This window comes from Rhizobium etli CFN 42 (assembly GCF_000092045.1).
In the GTDB taxonomy this organism is placed as follows: domain Bacteria; phylum Pseudomonadota; class Alphaproteobacteria; order Rhizobiales; family Rhizobiaceae; genus Rhizobium; species Rhizobium etli.
The window spans coordinates 250,519-266,613 of record NC_007766.1; the positions used below are offsets into that span (position 1 = coordinate 250,519).

15 protein-coding genes are annotated in these 16,095 nt (G+C 62.0%); 13 read left to right on the forward strand and 2 right to left on the reverse strand.

All coding sequences use genetic code 11. The features are described 5' to 3' along the window. Window positions 1-256 precede the first annotated feature (256 nt). The 11 genes from RHE_RS27645 to RHE_RS27695 all read left to right on the forward strand — a co-directional run bounded on the left by RHE_RS27645 (window position 257) and on the right by RHE_RS27695 (window position 11,362). Window positions 257-970, forward strand: coding sequence for a FadR/GntR family transcriptional regulator (locus tag RHE_RS27645; protein ID WP_011428542.1), 714 nt, complete (start codon window positions 257-259; stop codon window positions 968-970). A gap of 21 nt (window positions 971-991) precedes the next feature. Continuing rightward, entirely contained in the window at window positions 992-1,822 is an 831-nt protein-coding gene (locus RHE_RS27650) for an NAD-dependent epimerase/dehydratase family protein (RefSeq protein WP_011428543.1), read from the forward strand. Then, window positions 1,819-2,706, forward strand: a complete 888-nt coding sequence (locus RHE_RS27655) for an SMP-30/gluconolactonase/LRE family protein (protein ID WP_011428544.1) — start codon at window positions 1,819-1,821, stop codon at window positions 2,704-2,706. The genes RHE_RS27650 and RHE_RS27655 overlap by 4 nt, the downstream gene beginning before the upstream one ends. 23 nt (window positions 2,707-2,729) lie before the next feature. Further along, window positions 2,730-3,680 carry a dihydrodipicolinate synthase family protein gene (locus RHE_RS27660; protein ID WP_011428545.1) on the forward strand — a complete coding sequence of 317 codons (951 nt, stop codon included), beginning with the start codon at window positions 2,730-2,732 and terminating at the stop codon, window positions 3,678-3,680. 63 nt (window positions 3,681-3,743) lie between these two features. Then, entirely contained in the window at window positions 3,744-5,330 is a 1,587-nt protein-coding gene (locus RHE_RS27665; RefSeq protein WP_011428546.1) for an ABC transporter substrate-binding protein, read from the forward strand. A 5-nt stretch (window positions 5,331-5,335) separates the two neighbouring features. Beyond that, window positions 5,336-6,415 carry an ABC transporter permease gene (locus RHE_RS27670; protein ID WP_011428547.1) on the forward strand — a complete coding sequence of 360 codons (1,080 nt, stop codon included), beginning with the start codon at window positions 5,336-5,338 and terminating at the stop codon, window positions 6,413-6,415. A gap of 4 nt (window positions 6,416-6,419) precedes the next feature. After that, window positions 6,420-7,355: an ABC transporter permease gene (locus RHE_RS27675; RefSeq protein ID WP_011428548.1), complete on the forward strand. Its 936-nt coding sequence runs from the start codon at window positions 6,420-6,422 to the stop codon at window positions 7,353-7,355. Then, window positions 7,352-8,209 carry an ABC transporter ATP-binding protein gene (locus tag RHE_RS27680; protein WP_011428549.1) on the forward strand — a complete coding sequence of 286 codons (858 nt, stop codon included), beginning with the start codon at window positions 7,352-7,354 and terminating at the stop codon, window positions 8,207-8,209. The genes RHE_RS27675 and RHE_RS27680 overlap by 4 nt, the downstream gene beginning before the upstream one ends. Then, on the forward strand, window positions 8,206-8,949 hold the full coding sequence (locus tag RHE_RS27685) for an ABC transporter ATP-binding protein (RefSeq protein ID WP_011428550.1): 744 nt from the start codon (window positions 8,206-8,208) through the stop codon (window positions 8,947-8,949). The genes RHE_RS27680 and RHE_RS27685 overlap by 4 nt, the downstream gene beginning before the upstream one ends. Before the next feature lie 242 nt (window positions 8,950-9,191). Then, window positions 9,192-10,286 (forward strand): hypothetical protein, encoded by a 1,095-nt coding sequence (locus tag RHE_RS27690; RefSeq protein WP_042120053.1) that lies wholly within the window; start codon window positions 9,192-9,194, stop codon window positions 10,284-10,286. A gap of 158 nt (window positions 10,287-10,444) precedes the next feature. Next, window positions 10,445-11,362 (forward strand): DMT family transporter, encoded by a 918-nt coding sequence (locus RHE_RS27695; RefSeq protein WP_020919687.1) that lies wholly within the window; start codon window positions 10,445-10,447, stop codon window positions 11,360-11,362. A gap of 2 nt (window positions 11,363-11,364) precedes the next feature. Here the strand turns inward: RHE_RS27695 and RHE_RS27700 are convergent, their stop codons facing one another. Beyond that, the gene (locus RHE_RS27700) at window positions 11,365-12,615 is read right to left on the reverse strand and encodes a DUF763 domain-containing protein (RefSeq protein WP_011428553.1); all 1,251 of its coding nucleotides are present in this window, start codon (window positions 12,613-12,615) and stop codon (window positions 11,365-11,367) included. A 90-nt stretch (window positions 12,616-12,705) separates the two neighbouring features. Here RHE_RS27700 and RHE_RS27705 point away from each other — a divergent pair, with 90 nt between their 5' ends. Beyond that, window positions 12,706-14,217 (forward strand): phospholipase D-like domain-containing protein, encoded by a 1,512-nt coding sequence (locus RHE_RS27705; protein WP_011428554.1) that lies wholly within the window; start codon window positions 12,706-12,708, stop codon window positions 14,215-14,217. Here RHE_RS27705 and RHE_RS27710 read toward each other — a convergent pair. Next, entirely contained in the window at window positions 14,164-15,126 is a 963-nt protein-coding gene (locus tag RHE_RS27710; protein WP_020919684.1) for a lysylphosphatidylglycerol synthase domain-containing protein, read from the reverse strand. The genes RHE_RS27705 and RHE_RS27710 overlap by 54 nt on opposite strands. Window positions 15,127-15,250: 124 nt before the next feature. Here RHE_RS27710 and RHE_RS27715 point away from each other — a divergent pair, with 124 nt between their 5' ends. Then, window positions 15,251-15,979, forward strand: a complete 729-nt coding sequence (locus RHE_RS27715) for an endonuclease/exonuclease/phosphatase family protein (protein ID WP_011428556.1) — start codon at window positions 15,251-15,253, stop codon at window positions 15,977-15,979. Window positions 15,980-16,095 lie beyond the last annotated feature (116 nt).

Genomic DNA, 16,095 nt, shown 5'->3' on the forward strand with positions numbered 1-16,095 from the left:
ATGATTACAAGAGTTGACAGATAATTACAGATTCGATAGCCATGCCGTATCAGACACAACGCCAAGCTATTGGCAATCCTGCCTTGGATAGGGAAAGAAGACAGACCTGTCAGAAGCTGTATACAGGCCGCGTCGCGGCCGGTGATGGCGTGGCGCCATCCCGGCGCATGGTCGAGAAGGCATATCCGGCTTCTGCTCGCCGGACGAAGAGCCGACGGGGCGAATTCGCCACTTGGCGGGGGAGAAAAGAGCGATAATGACGTTTGCAGTCGATGCCGTTTCAAACCGGGGCGCAACGCGCTTCAGCGACATCATCTACGAGAAGATCGTGGGGATGATCGCGGACGGCAATTTTCCTGTCAACGAGCGGCTGCCGTCGGAGACCAAGCTTGCAGCCGATTTTGGCGCATCGAGACCCGTTGTGCGAGAAGCGCTCGAACGACTGAGAGCCGATGGCCTCGTCGTTTCCCGCAAGGGCTCTGGTTCCTATGTCCGGCAGCGGCCGGATTCGTCGATGCTGAAGATGGTCCCGGTCGGCTCGCTTGCCGATGTCCAGCGGTTCTTCGAATTCCGCGCCGGTCTCGAGGCCGAAGCTGCGGAGCTTGCCGCGCGAAACTGGCAGCCGGCTGACAAGGAGCGGATCACTGAGGCGCTTCTTGCGATCGAACAATGTCTGAGGAACGGCGAACTCGGCGCCGACGAAGACCAGGCCCTGCACGACGCGATCGCGATGGCGACAGGCAATCAGTTTCACATCACCGTGCGCGAATGGTTCAAGCCGCATTTCGCCATCGGCCATTCCGTAACGCGAAGCCTGAGCCTGAAACGGACTCCGGAGCAGATCCGCAGCGTTCAGGACGAGCATGCGGTCATCGTCGAGGCGATCTTCGCGCGGCGGGAAGCCGAAGCGCATGATGCGATGAAGAAACACATACTGAATGCGCGTGCCCGCATGTTTCAGGGGGTTTGAGCGACAATGGGAGGAAGGACGATGAGACGGATTGCCATGACGGGTGCCGCCGGACGTGTCGGGACGCTGCTGCGCCCGTTTCTGCGGCAGCATTTTGAGCATCTCCGCCTGATCGATATTCATGAGCCCGCGGATCTGGCCGAGAATGAAGGCTTCCTTGGTGCCGATCTGTCAAAGCTCGAAGAGGCAAAGGCCGCTTTGGGCGACATCGACGGTGTCGTTCATCTGGCTGGTCTTGCGGGCGGCGTTGATATCAACGCGATTTTGCAGGCGAATGTGCTCGGCACCTACAATCTCTACGAGGCCGCCCGGATCAACAAGGTCGAGCGGGTCGTCTACGCCTCAAGCAACCATACGACCGGCTTTTATCCCCGCGGCGAGGTCATTTCGCCGCTCGATCCCATGCGACCGGACAGTCCCTACGGACTTTCCAAATGCTGGGGCGAGCTGGTGGCGGGGCTTTATTACGACACATCGGGCATCCGCTCCCTTTCCATCCGCATCGGCAATGCCGGCAGCTACCCCAACAGCGAGCGCTCGATCGCGATCTGGATCAGCGCCCGGGATCTCGCGCAGCTGGTGCAGATCGGGCTCACCCATCCCTCGATCGCCGCGACGGTGGTCTACGGCGTATCCGATACGGACGAAAAATGGTGGGACAACGATCTGGCGAGGCGGCTCGGCTACCAGCCGCAGGATCGGCCGCGTGATCACGCCCGTATCGAGAACGGCGCCGAGGGACGGGTCGCCCGTGCCTTTCAGGGCGGCGGTTTCTGCGAATTCAACCATGACGGCAACATCCGCATGCGCGATGCCGAGGGTCTCATCAAAGACCTGGAGACGGCATCGTGACGGCGCCCCGCATCGTTGAACCGAAGATCCGTTCGGTGCTGCAGCAGCCGCTGACGGTCGGTGAATCGCCGGTGTGGGACGAAAAGACCGGCGCGCTCTGGCTGGTCGACATCCTGGCGCCGGCGATTGTCCGTATCTCGGCAGAGGGCAAGGCTGATCGGTTTGACATGCCGGCGGCGGTCGGCTGCCTGGGGCTTTGCCGCGACGGCAGGATCGTCGTTGGTCTCCAGACCGGAGTCCACATCTTTCACCCGGTTAATCGTCATCTCGAATTTCTCTGCGATCCAACCGGGCGCGAGTTGATCGGCCGCCTCAACGACGGCAAGGTCGGCCCGGACGGGCATTTATGGGTCGGCTCGATCAGCGAAGCCAAGCCGCAGGTGAACGACGCGGCGCTGTTCCGTGTCGGCGCCGATGGCAGCACGCGGACCATCGCGACGGGATTGACAAGCTCCAACGGCCTCGCCTGGTCGCCGGATGGGCGACGCATGTATCACTCCGACAGCCGGCAATGCTTCCTGCAGGCCTTCGATTTCGATCCCGGGACGGGAGAACTCGGCGAAGGACGCCGTCTTCGCAGCTTCACTGAAGAACAGGGACGGCCTGATGGCGCGACGACCGATCGCGACGGGTTCTACTGGAGCGCCGGCGTTTCCGCCGGCCGCCTCAACAGAATATCGCCTGAAGGCGAGATCGTCGAAATCTACATTCTGCCGGTCGCAGCACCGACCATGCCGTGTTTCGGAGGGCCCGATTTCAACACCCTCTACGTCACGAGCCTGTCGACCGACCGGACCGGCCGTTTCGAGGCGGGCACGGTCATCGCCTTCGACGTGGATGCGGAGGGGCTGCCGCCTTTCCGCTTCGGCAAGCAATCATCTTGATGGAAAGCGAACGGGGGAGAAAAATGAGCATCGCGATCATGCGCAAGGCGCTTACGGGCGTATCGGGCGTGCCTGTCACGGCTTATGACGGCGGGGGCGAAGTCGAACCCCGGATTACCGCGAAGGTTTATGCGCGGGTGGCGGCGGCGGGCATTCACAACATCGTCGCAGCCGGCAATACCGGGGAATTCTACGCGCTGACGCCGCAAGAGATCCGCATCGTCCACGAAGCGGCGGTCGCGGGCGTCGACGGGCAAGCACCGGTGACGGCGGCGGTCGGCCGGTCGCTACGCGAGGCGATCGGCATGGCTAAGGATGCGGCTGCGATCGGGGCATCAGCCGTCATGTCGCACCAACCCGTCGACCCCTTCGCAGCACCTTCGGCCCAGATCGATTATTTCTGCAATCTCGCCGATGCGTCCGCCCTGCCGCTCGTCGCCTATGTCAGGGCCGAGGGTTTTAGCGTCGCCGAGATCGTCCGCCTCGCCAATCACGGAAATATTGCCGGCATCAAATTCGCGACGACCGACCTGATGCTGCTGTCGCGCGCGATCCCCGCCGCCGATCCGAATGGCGCGCTGTTCGTCTGCGGCCTGGCAGAAAGCTGGGCGCCGACATTCACCGCAGCCGGCGCGCGCGGCTTCACGTCAGGCCTCGTCAACGTCGCGCCAAAGCTTTCGCTCGCCGTCCAGGACTCGCTTGAAAAGGGCGATTTCGCCGCGGCGAGAGCAATCGTCGGCAAGCTCGAACCCTTCGAGCGGATGCGGACCAAATTCCGCAACGGCGCGAACGTCACGGTCGTGAAGGAGGCCGTCACCTATTCCGGCCTCGATGTCGGGCCGGTGCGCGTGCCGGGATTGCCGCAGCTCGATCAGCAGGACCGCGAGGAGCTGCACCGCCTGCTTCGAGGCTGGGAGGCCGAGGGCGACATTCAAACGCAGCAGGACCGGCAGGCCGTGAAGGCTGCCGGCTGAGTTCGAACATTCTTCTGCAAGCAACCGGCGCGGGATGGCGCCACGAGATTGGGAGGTCTTGAGATGCTGAAACAGCTATTGACGACAATCGCAGTTACCGGCGCCCTGATGGCCGCGCAGCCGAGCCTGGCGGCATCGCCGCCCAATATGCTGGTGATTGGAACGAATCTGACCGGCATCCGCACGCTCGATCCGGCCCAGAACAATGCCCGCACGGTCTCCGAGCTGATCTCGAACCTCTACGACAACCTCGTGCAACTGTCCCCGGACGATTTGAAGACGCTGAAGCCGATGCTGGCGACGCAATGGAGCGTATCGGACGACGGCAAGATCATCACGCTGACCCTGCGCGACGATGCGGTCTTCCAGAGCGGCAACAAGGTGACCGCCGAGGATGCGGCCTGGTCGATCCAGCGCGTCATCAAGATGGGTCAGGTCGGCTCCACGGACGTCGCGCTCTGGGGCTTCACGGCCGATAATGTCGAAAAGCTGGTCCGCGCCAAGGACGAACACACGCTGGAGATCGAGCTGCCGCAGGCGGTGAATACCGACCTTGTGCTCTATTCGCTGGCAGGCTCCTCGATCGGCATTGTCGACAAAAAGACGGTGCTGTCGCATGAGGCGAACGGCGATTTCGGCGGCGCCTGGCTCTCGGCCAATTCCGCCGGCAGCGGTCCGTTCAGCCTGGCGCAATGGCGTCCGAACGACGTGGCGATCTTCAATGCCCAGCCAAAATATTGGGGCGGCAAGCCGGCCATGGCGCGTGTCGTCGCCCGCCACATCCCGGAATCCGGCAATCTCCGGCTTCAGCTGGAGGCCGGCGACGTCGATGTCGGCCAGTACGTGGCGAGCGGCGATCTCGATGCCCTCTCCAGCAACAAGGATATGGTCATCGAGAACGTTCCGGGTCTTGGCTTCTATTATATCGCCCTCAACCAGAAAGATCCCGACCTGCAGAAGCCGAAGGTTCGCGAGGCCTTCCAGCATGCCTTCGACTGGAAGGCGATCTCCGGCAACATCATGCGCTACACTGGTTTTCCCTGGCAGTCGATGATCCCGCGCGGGATGATCGGCGCTCCCGAAGCGGCTGATGTTCGCTATAACTACGATCCCGCCAAGGCGAAGCAGCTGCTGGTGGAGGCCGGCTATCCCAATGGCCTGAAGAAAGTGCTCAATCCCTCGGGAGCACCAACCTTGCCCTTCGCGGAAGCGCTGCAGGCGAGCGCACGGGCCGCCGGCTTCGATCTCGATCTCGTGCCCGGCGAATTCACGCCCGCCTTCCGCGAGCGCAAATTCGAAGTGCTGCTCGGCAATTCCGGCGCCCGCCTGCCCGATCCTTTCGCCGTCGCCACGCAATATGCCTTCAATCCCGACAATAGCGACGAGGCACGCCTCGGCAGCTATTATCTCTGGCGTACCGGCATGAAGGTGGACGAGCTCAACACGCTCATCGATCAATCGATGAAGGAGCGCGACACGGGCAAACGCACCGATATCTTCAAGAAGATGGACGGCATCTATGCCGGCATGGCTTCCCCGCTCGTCATCTTCTTCCAGCGAACCGACCCCTATGTCATGCGCGCCAACGTGAAGGGCTATCACGGGCACACGACCTGGTCGACGCGCTGGCATGATGTGACCAAGGAGTAGAGCGCGTGGCGAGCGCCGATCTGACATCGAAGCCGGATGGGAGCGGGTTCGCCGAGGCGGCTCCGCACCCTCTGCTGAGCCTGCTGCGGCGGCTGGCGGGACGCGCGGTGGCCGTCGTGACGACGCTGCTCGGCCTGCTCTTCCTGACCTTCTCGATGGGCCGCCTGCTGCCTGCCGACCCGGTGCTCGCGATCACCGGGGCGGAGGTCAGTAAGGAGGTTTACGACCGCGTCTATAACGAGCTCGGCCTTGGGCAGCCGATCTGGATGCAGTTCCTCTCCTATGTCGGGAAGATCGCCACCGGTGATCTCGGCATGGCGGCGACGACCGGCCAGCCGATCCTGACCGATCTGATGACGATCTTTCCGGCGACCATCGAGCTTGCCATCGTTGCGATGATCATTGGAGCGATCGTCGGCATTCCCTTGGGCATCACCGCTGCGGTCCGGCGCGGGACGATGATCGACCATATCGCCCGGATCGTCGCGCTTGCCGGCCATTCCATCCCGATCTTCTGGACCGGCCTGATGGCGCTCTTCCTCTTCTACGCCAAGCTGAAGCTCGTCGGCGCATCGGGCCGGGTCGACGTCTTTTACGAGGGCTTAGTCACACCTATGACCGGTTTTCTGCTGATCGATGCGGCGATCCAGGGCCAATGGGACGTGTTTCAGAACGCGCTCGGCCACATCATCCTGCCGGCGGCAATCCTCGGCTATTACTCCGTTGCCTATATCAGCCGCATGTCGCGAAGCTTCATGCTGGAGCAGCTGAGCCAGGAATATATCATCACCGCGCGAGCAAAGGGGCTTGGCACCCGCAAGGTCGTCTGGCGCCATGCCTTCCGCAATATTCGCGTGCAGCTCCTGACGATCCTGGCGCTGACCTTCGGCGGGCTGCTCGAAGGCGCGGTGTTGATCGAGACGGTTTTCGGCTGGCCGGGCCTCGGTCAGTACCTCACCCGCGGGCTGCAGATGAACGACATGAACGTCGTCATGGGGTCGGTACTGACGATCGGCGCCGTCTTCCTGACGATCAACATCCTGTCCGACGTCCTCTATCGCATCCTTGATCCGAGAACACGGTAACGCCATGACGATCTCCACCGAAGACGCAGACAGCACCCATGCCAGCGGCTTTCGCAATTGGCTGCACGCGTCCGAGCCACAAGGCTGGTTCCAATCATCGGCGCAACAGATCCATCAGGGCTGGCATAAGTTCAGCCTCCACCCGCTCGGCCTCGCCGGTCTCGTCATTATCGTATTGCTGATCGTGGTGGCAACGGCGGCTCCCCTGCTCACGAGCTACGATCCGATCGTTCAGGACATGGCGGGGCGGCTTGCGCCGCCCTCTGCGGAGCATTGGCTCGGCACCGACAATTTCGGCCGCGACGTCTTTTCTAGGGTGATCTACGGCGCCCGTACGACGCTCTACATCATCATGCTGGTGACGATCATCGTCGCTCCGCTCGGCCTGCTGATCGGCACCTTCTCGGGTTATTTCGGTGGCATCGTCGACGAGATCCTGATGCGCATCACCGATATTTTCCTCTCCTTCCCGGGCCTCGTGCTGGCGCTCGGTTTTGCCGCCGCTCTCGGCCCCGGCATCACCAATGCGATCATCGCCATTTCGCTGACGGCCTGGCCGCCGATCGCGCGCCTCGCACGCGCCGAAACGCTCAGCCTGCGCAAGGCGGATTATATCGCCGCCGTGCGCCTGCAGGGCGCGACCTCGCTCGCAATCATTACCCGCCAGATCCTGCCGATGTGCATTCCCTCGGTGATCGTGCGCGTCACCCTCAACATGGCCGGCATCATCATCACCGCCGCCGGTCTCGGCTTTCTCGGCCTCGGCGCGCAACCGCCATGGCCGGAGTGGGGTTCGATGGCCGCCAGCGGCCGCGAATTCATGCTCGACAGCCCCTGGGTGATCGCCGCGCCCGGCATCGCCATCGCGCTCGTCAGCCTCGCCTTCAATCTCGTCGGCGATGCGCTGCGCGACGTACTCGACCCGAGAGGTTCGGAATGACAGAGCCCCTGATCGATATCCGCAACCTCGAAATCGCCTACGGCGGCGGCCACATGCGCGCCGTGCGCGGCGTCAGTTTTGCGCTCGGCCAGGAAAAGCTCGGTATCGTCGGTGAATCCGGGTCGGGCAAATCCACTGTCGGCAGAGCGATCATGAAACTGCTGCCTCCGACGGCGATGGTTAGCGCCGAGCGCATGGCCTTTCACGACATCGACCTCATCAAAGCGGATGAGCGGACGATGATGGCAGTCCGGGGGCGGCGGATCGGACTGATCCTGCAGGACCCGAAATACTCGCTCAACCCCGTCATGCGGATCGGCGAACAGATCGCCGAGACCTACCGCTTCCATCATCCCAAGGTCAGCGCGAAAAGGACCTATGGCCAAGCGCTCGACATGCTGGAAGCCGTCCAGATCCGCGATCCCGAACGCGTCGCCCGCCTCTATCCGCATGAGATATCCGGCGGGATGGGCCAGCGCGTGATGATCGCCATGATGCTGATCGCCGAACCCGAGGTGCTGATCGCCGACGAGCCGACCTCAGCGCTCGACGTCACCGTGAGGCTTGAGATCCTGGCGCTGCTCGATGAACTCGTTTCCCGCCGCAATCTCGGCCTCATCTTCATCAGCCACGACCTCAACCTCATCCGCAATTTCTGCGATCGCGTCCTCATCATGTATGCCGGCCGCGTCGTGGAAGTGCTCGAGGCACGCGATCTCGACAAGGCCAAACACCCCTATACGCAAGGTCTGCTGGCATCGCTGCCGAGAATCGAGGATCCGCCCGCGCGGCTGCCGATCCTGAAGCGTGATCCCGCCTGGCTGAATGACCTGACAGCGGAGACGCCGCGATGATCCGGATCGACAATCTCACCATCCGCTTCGGACACGGCCAGCGCCCTGTCGTCAGGGACGTGAACCTCGCTATCGACAGCGGCACGGCCTTCGGGCTCGTCGGCGAATCCGGCTGCGGCAAGTCCACGGTTCTGCGGGCGCTCTCCGGCCTCAACGCCAACTATGACGGCCGGATCGCCCTTAACGGCGAGGCGCTGGACCGCCAGCGCGGCCGGCCGTTCTATCGGCGGGTGCAGATGGTGTTCCAGGACCCCTATGGATCGCTCCATCCGCGCAAGACCATCCGCTCGCAATTGCAGGAGCCGCTGCGCAACCAGGGGCTGGACAGGAACGCCATCGATGTGAATACGGTTCTCAGATCGGTCGGCCTCGATCCGGGGCTCAGCTACCGATTTCCGCATCAACTCTCCGGCGGGCAGCGGCAGCGCGTCGCGATCGCCCGCGCCCTGATGCTCAATCCCGACGTCCTGCTCCTGGACGAGCCGACCTCGGCGCTCGATGTGTCGGTCCAGGCCGAGATCCTCAACCTGCTGCAGGACCTGCGCAAGGAGCGCGGCCTCACCTACCTCCTCGTCAGCCACGACCTCGCCGTCGTCTCCCACATGTGCAGCCGCGTCGCCATCATGGAGGCGGGCGAGATCGTCGAAGAGGTCGATATCGAGGCACTGAGAAGAGGCGCGGTCGAACATCCCTATTCGCAACGACTGCTGCGGGCGAGCAGGATGTACGGCAGGGGCTAGCCCCGCTCCTGTCAGTCACCGCCGGAAGTCCCGGCAACGACCGCTTCGATGACGACCGCCGGCGGTTCAGCCATAGCGCGCTCTTTTTTGTGAGCACGCGCCATCCTCGCGATACAACCAGAGTGACATTTGGCTGGCGGACAATGTATCAATACGATCATTGCACTGAAGCCATTATCCCGATTCGATCAAACATCTTCCCGGCCCGTTGTCAGCTCGTATATTCGAAAGGCGTCATCCTCGTGCCCGCTCTCGTTCTTCCCAGCCGCCCATTATCGCTTGCACCCGATGTGATCTCCACACCGCGAGCTTATTTTTGGGCCGCGCCGTTCATGCTGGCACTGACGGTGTTGATGCTCGTCTGGGAAGCACCCGGCGTCATCAGGGATTTTCAGATCAGCCAAAATCCCCTGGCTCTCGACGACGGCGATGTCCAAAATGGGCGATGCACGACACGCAAGCTCTTCTTTACCGACTGTAGCGCGCGCCTCGTCTACAGTTACGGCGGACGGAACTATGACACGGAAGTCGAGGTGATGTTTGTCGATTTTCATACCGGCGATTATGAAACCGGTGTCGTGATCTCGGCCGACCATCCGGAATTGGCAACGATCAGCCTCGGTCTGGACAAACTCTGGAACCGGATCATCACCCTCAGCATATTTGCCCTGTTGCTTGGCGGCATGAGCCTTGGAACACTGTTCCAGGCTGTGCGGATATGGCGTGTCAAACGGCATCTACGCCAGCCGGCCTTGTTGAACGCCATCCCGGTTGAAATCACGGCCTTCGATCGCAAGCGCAACATTCTTTCTGTTACTTATAACGACAAAATCGCCAACGACAGAACCGGTCGATCAGCATACACACGGATGAAAAAGGGCGAGGAGCCTTTGATCGTCGGTGAAGCAAATGGCAAAGCCGTTGGGCTGGCCGTCCGGCATGGCAAGACAGCCCTGCCTGTGCTTCTGGACGATCGGCTGCAGCGTGTCGGACTGACGGAGGCCGAACGAAACCTTGCGCTTGCCCCCTTCGCCCGGTCCGACGCCGACCAGGCCGCGCCGATGTTGATCGAGCACCCCAGAAAAACGATGTCGATCGGCGGGCGGCTACGGCTGTTTTTCGGCACCCTGCTCTTGATATTCGGCGGTTTGGTCGGTTTCTGGCTGTGGTATGTGACCAGTGCCAGCACACCGTTTCAGTCGCCGGGGATGGACATCAACAATCTCATGCCGGCGCCATTGAACAAATGGGGATGCATGCAATTGCGCAAGCGGTTCGGCCAGGATCGCGCTCCGTTTGGATGCGTTGCAGACGATTTTACGAGCTGGAAATACTGAAGGCTCTTCAGCGAGTCTTCCGCATCGGCATCCCTGAGGGGCTGATCCGCCAGGCCGTCCGCCACGTCTGTACACAAGTGAACACTTGACATCGGCCTTGTTAAGGTCGAAGCCGCGCTCGGCCGCGCATGCGCGGCCTTTTTTGCGAGGATTCGGGAATGAAGACCAAGACGGCCGTCGCCAATACAGGCAACCTGATCATGACGGGCGTCATGCTGATGCTGCTCGGCGATCTGCTGTTTGCGCTGAACGATGCGATGGGCAAGTGGTTGATGACCAGCTTTGCCGTCGGCCAGGTGCTGGTGATCCGCTCGCTCGGCGCTTTCATCTTGCTCGGGCCGATGATCGCACGGCAAGGGCCGATGGCCTTGTTCCGCGTCGAACAGAAAGGTCTTCAGTTCATGCGTGTGGCCATGGCGACCGGTGACGTCGCCCTGTTTTATGCGGCCGTCGCCTATCTGCCGCTCGCCGATGTCATGACCTTCTATATGGCCGGGCCGATCTACATTGCCGCACTCTCACACTTCTTCCTCGGAGAAAAGATCGGCTGGCGGCGCTGGCTCGCCGTTCTGGTCGGCTTCGCAGGCGTCGTCATTGCGCTTCGCCCGTCGACTGCGATGCTCTCGCTTCCCTCCCTCTTCGGCCTCGCGGGCAGCTTTTCCTTCGCGCTCTCGCTGGTCATGAGCCGCTATCTGCGCTCCACCAGCGACACGACGCTGGTGACATGGCAGACGGTCGCAGCCCTCGCCACCGGCATCGCCTTAAGCATCGACCACTGGCAGCCGGCAACACCGATCGATTGGTCCGGCATGCTGCTGCTGGGTGTCGTCGCCACATGCGCGCATCTGCTTATCACCCGCTCGCTGAAGCTCGCACCGGCATCGCTGCTGGCACCGCTGCAATATACGCTGCTGCTCTGGGCGATCGTGCTGGGTTACATCTTCTTCAACGATATTCCCGACCTGCAGATCGTCATCGGCGCGTCCATCATCGTCTTTGCGGGCCTCTTCATCTTCCATCGGAAGAACCTGAAGGAAACGGTGCCGGCCGAAGCGGTCCCACCCGACGGCCATTGAGATCAATCGTCCTGAGACGGCGGCGCTTCCCAGCCGAAGACGCTGCGGCCGCCGAAATCGGCGGACTGACGGAACTCGCCGGCAATGATCTCCTTGAGGTCGGGGCCGGTCACATAGCGCTCCATCTGCCGGGACTGTTCGTCGAGGCGTTTCAGCGCCTGCAACTCCTCCTCGCGCCCAAGCTTGCCCTTCAGCACCGCCGATTTCATCACCCCGATCGTCTCGTCATAAACCTTGAGCGGGACAGGAAACGGATGGCGGTCCTTGCCGCCATGGGCAACCGAGAAGCGCGCCGGGTCGGAGAAACGACAGGGCGCGCCGTGGACGACTTCCGCCACCATCGCCAGCGCCTTCACTGTGCGTGCGCCGACACCGGGAACGAGCAGCAGTTCCTGAAAATCAGCTGGTCCGCGATCGGCCGCGGCGGCGAGATTTCCATGCAGGCGGCGCATATTGACATCGCTCTCGCGGACATCGTGATGGGCGGGCATGATCAGATGCGGCAGCATCGGCTGTTCGGCGGGCTCGGGCTCCGGTTGCTCGGCGCGTTGCAGCGCGGCCGCCTCGCGGACGATCCTGTCGGGACCGAGGGTCGCCAGCAGATCGAGCTGCCCTCGCCGCGAGCGCTCGGCGCGCCTGTCGGCGAGATTGACGATCTCGCCCTGGTTCCGTCCCTCGATCGCCGCATGCGGCGAATCGACGAAACTCTCCAGCCCTTCGGATAGCCAATGATAGCGGCGGGCCTGCCGCCGGTCGCCGTTCATGCCCTGCTGTACGACCACCCAATGCCCATCGTCGGCAATGATGAAGCCGTGGAGATAAAGGTCGAATCCGTCCTGAAGAGCGGCACTGTCGACCTTGGCGATCAGACGGCTGGTCGTCGCCAGCCCCTCCCCGTCAAGGCCGACGCGCTCGCCGATCGAGACGAGCTCCTGCGGCGTCTTGCGCGAGTGCTGGCCGCGTCCGCCGCAGACATGCAGGCCGAGCTCGCCGGCGCGCGGCTTCAGCCCGCGCTTCAGGGCCCCGAGAACGCTTGTGGTGATGCCGGAGGAATGCCAGTCCATACCCATGACGGCACCAAAGGACTGGAACCAGAAGGGATGGGCGAGCCGGCGCAGAAACTCATCGCGCCCGTAATGGTGAATGATTGCCTCGGTGATCAGCGTGCCGAGCCGCGTCATCCGTTCGCCGAGCCAATGCGGCACACGTCCCCCGTGGAGGGGAAGATCGGCGCTACCTGCTCGCTGTGACATTTCTTTTCCTTACATTTTCCATCGCCGGCGGCGATCGGGAACCCGCGAAAGTTCCGGGCGTTTGCTTTCAGTCAAAAGGCTGAGGCAACCATGACCGCGTTAGAAACCATGCTCAATCAACCCTACCTGCTTAGAACAAAAGCGCAACAGCCAGGCGACGGTGAAAACCTGGAACTGGAAGGCTACGCCGAAAAAGCGGCCTTCCTGATCAATGGCAACCGATATTTCGCCGAGGTGGCGCGCACGCTGCGGCAGGCACGGCGAAGTGTCTGGATCGTCGGGTGGGATTTCAATCCGGACATCCGGATGGAGCCGGAAAAATCCGACGAAACATTGGCAGATCTGCTGCATGCCTTGGCAGCGGCAAATCCGACACTCGAAATACGCATCCTCATCTGGGCCCTCGGGCCGATCTATTCGGAAAAATCCCTGCAGGTGCTCCGCAAGAAAAACTTCCCGAGGAACGCCAGGATCGATCTGCGCTTCGATCTTCAAAGCACGGTGCGCGGCTGCCACCATGAGAAACTCGTTTGCATCGACGACGCCGTCGCCTTCATCGGCGGCATGGACCTGACGTCGCGGCGATGGGATACGAGACGCCACCGCGCCTGGGACGCATTGCGACGCGACCCCGAAGGCGCGTCCTACGATCCGCTGCATGACGTTCAGGCAATGGTCACCGGCGACGCGGCCAGACTGATCGGGGATATCGCGCGGCGGCGCTGGCAAAGCGCCACCGGCGAAAAGCATAACGCGCTTGCCGAAACCTCTTCCTTCACATGGCCGCGCGATCTTGCCGTTTCGCTGATGCATATCCCCGTGAGCTTTGTGCTGACGGAGCCGGCAACCACATTGCGCGCCGGCATCAGCGATGGCATCGCCTCGACACTCGGCATCATCGCCCGAGCACGGCGGCAGCTTTTCATCGAAGCGCAATATCTTGCCTCCTTCCGCGTCGCCGACGCTCTCGCCGCGCGACTGCAAGAGGAAGATGGCCCCGAGATCATCGTCATCTGCACTCGTCGTTCTCATGGGCTGATCGAAAAGCTCTTTATGGGCGGCAATCGAGACCGCGTCATCCGCCGTCTCAAGCGCACCGATCGTGCCGACCGGTTCAGGGTCTATTATCCCGTCGTGCCCGGGCCGCCAGTGCCCGGGCCGGCAGCGCCCGGAAAGAACGACGAGGTGGAGGTGCTCATCCATTCCAAGCTGATCATCGCAGATGACGAACTGATCCGCATCGGCTCCTCCAATCTCAACAATCGTTCGGAGGGATTGGATTCCGAATGCGACATGCTTCTTGAGGCCGTCAATGACGAGCAGCGCGACGGAATAGCGGATCTGCGTCACCATTTGCTGGCCGAATATCTCGGCACGACCACCGAGACCTTTGCCGCAGCCTTTGCGCAGAGCGGCTCGATCATCCAGGCAATCGACATGCTCAATGATGGGCCTCGGGGCTTGCGGGAATTTGCCGTTGATTTGTCGGGCAGTATTTCGCCGATAAGGGGCACCGGGTTCTTCGACCCGACGCGGCCCGTCAAGCTGCTAAACCGACTGGGCCTCGGCGCGCTCTTCCGCCTCCTCGTCCGCCCCGCGTGACTGGCGGCGGAAGATTACTTCGCTGACGATGAAAAGCGCGGCGCCGAGCGCGAGCGGGAGGAAGAAATAGGTGCAGCGGAAAGCAATCAGCGCGCCGATCGAGGCCTCCTGCGGCACGGCATACGAGACCGTCGCCTCGAGGACCCCGAGACCGCCGGGAACATGCGTCGCGAGGATTGCGGAGTTGGCGAGCACGTAAGCCGTTACCGACCTGAAGAAGGCAACGTCGCCGAAGACCGAGAGCATCTGGTGCAGGCAAGCGGACACGAGCACGAAATTGATCGTCCCGACCCCGACCTGCGCAACCGCAATCGGAAATCGGGGCAACTGAAACGACCAGCGCCAGAGCCTCAGCCTGCCCCGGATGAAAAACGCCAGCACCGCATAGACGCCCGGCACGGCGAGCGCCAGCAGACCGAAAAGGCGGGTGCCCGCCGGGTCGATGCGTAGCAGACGTGCGGCATCATCCGGATTGACGACCAAGGCGAGGCCGGCAAGTGTCGTGAGGCCGAGCCCCACTGTGACACCGCAGAACAGGATGATCTTCGCCACGTCTTCGATCGTCAGCCCCCACCGGGAATAGTAACGATAGCGGAAGGCGCCGCTGCTCAAGCCCGCAAATCCGATATTGTGGCCAAGCGAAAGGCTGATGAAGGAGGCGAGCAGGATCTTCCGGTAAGGCAAGGATTTGCCGAGCGAACGGATCGCCAGCAAGTCGAAACAGCTCAGGCATAGATACGATGCCGCCGCGAAGAGAAGTGCGGTGCAGAAGGCTGCAAAAGGTATGCTGCGGACCGATTGGACGATCTGCTCCAGGCTGTACTGACGGAAGATTCGGTAGAGAAGAAGGCCCGCGACGCAAAGGGCGGCAACGAGAAATCCATTCCAGATTATGCGTTTCAGATTCATCGATTGTCCGTTTCCGAAGTGCGAGCCCCACGGCTCGATCATCTGGAACGATCAAAAGAGTTCTGTGTTCCCCTCGGGGAGAATGAGTCCTGTCTCTCGAGGGGAGATCAGCTTCAGCAAACCTATGCCGGATAAATCGATCAAACTCCTGACTTATAATGTGCATAGCTGCATCGGCAACGACCGGAAGCTCGACCCCGGGCGGATCGCTTCGGTTATCGCCGAGGCTGAAGCCGATATTGTTGCTCTGCAGGAGGTCGACGTCCTCAGGCGTAGGACCGGCGGCGTCGACCAGGCCCATGTGATCGCCTCTCTTCTAAAGATGCAGGCTCATTTTCACCCGGCGCTCTCAATTGCCGAGGAGCAGTATGGCGACGCAATCATCACCGCGTTGCCAACCGGCGCGGTCAAGGCCGGTCCGCTGCCGTCCATCGGCGAGGCGAGGGGCGCGTTGTCCATCGAAATATTGGTCGGCGACAGGAAGTTGCTCGTGGTCAATACTCATCTCGGCCTTCGAGGGCGCGAGCGCATTCGGCAGATGACGACGCTCTTGAATTCAGGCTGGCTGCGCGGTCCGTCGGACGAACCAGTTCCAGGCATTCTCTGCGGCGATTTCAATGCCATTCCCTCATCGGCGACTTACCGGCTTGCCGCGCGTTCATTGACCGACGCCCAGCTCGCGGGCAGCGCGGCGCCGAGAGCGACCTTCCCCTCCCGCTATCCGCTGATGCGCCTCGACCACATTTTCGTCACCGAAGGCCTTGTCGTCCAACGGGCAACAGTGCTCCAAACCCGGCTGACGAGGGTCGCCTCCGACCACCTCCCTCTCCTTGCGGAAATCAGTTTCGCCTGATCACTCGCCGGCGCCGAGCGGCCCCGGTGTCTCCGGCAGAAAACGACATTCAACGCGCCCCTCGACACTGAAACGAATATTTCACGAATTATGCATTATGAAATGTTTATTCCGTC

Coding starts and splice junctions, on each gene's coding strand:
- RHE_RS27675 (WP_011428548.1), top strand. CDS start 6,420: ATGACGATCTCCACCGAAGACGCAGACAGCACCCATGCCAGCGGCTTT.
- RHE_RS27705 (WP_011428554.1), top strand. CDS start 12,706: ATGACCGCGTTAGAAACCATGCTCAATCAACCCTACCTGCTTAGAACA.
- RHE_RS27650 (WP_011428543.1), top strand. CDS start 992: ATGAGACGGATTGCCATGACGGGTGCCGCCGGACGTGTCGGGACGCTG.
- RHE_RS27665 (WP_011428546.1), top strand. CDS start 3,744: ATGCTGAAACAGCTATTGACGACAATCGCAGTTACCGGCGCCCTGATG.
- RHE_RS27645 (WP_011428542.1), top strand. CDS start 257: ATGACGTTTGCAGTCGATGCCGTTTCAAACCGGGGCGCAACGCGCTTC.
- RHE_RS27715 (WP_011428556.1), top strand. CDS start 15,251: ATGCCGGATAAATCGATCAAACTCCTGACTTATAATGTGCATAGCTGC.
- RHE_RS27700 (WP_011428553.1), bottom strand. CDS start 12,615: ATGTCACAGCGAGCAGGTAGCGCCGATCTTCCCCTCCACGGGGGACGT.
- RHE_RS27710 (WP_020919684.1), bottom strand. CDS start 15,126: ATGAATCTGAAACGCATAATCTGGAATGGATTTCTCGTTGCCGCCCTT.
- RHE_RS27680 (WP_011428549.1), top strand. CDS start 7,352: ATGACAGAGCCCCTGATCGATATCCGCAACCTCGAAATCGCCTACGGC.
- RHE_RS27695 (WP_020919687.1), top strand. CDS start 10,445: ATGAAGACCAAGACGGCCGTCGCCAATACAGGCAACCTGATCATGACG.
- RHE_RS27660 (WP_011428545.1), top strand. CDS start 2,730: ATGAGCATCGCGATCATGCGCAAGGCGCTTACGGGCGTATCGGGCGTG.
- RHE_RS27685 (WP_011428550.1), top strand. CDS start 8,206: ATGATCCGGATCGACAATCTCACCATCCGCTTCGGACACGGCCAGCGC.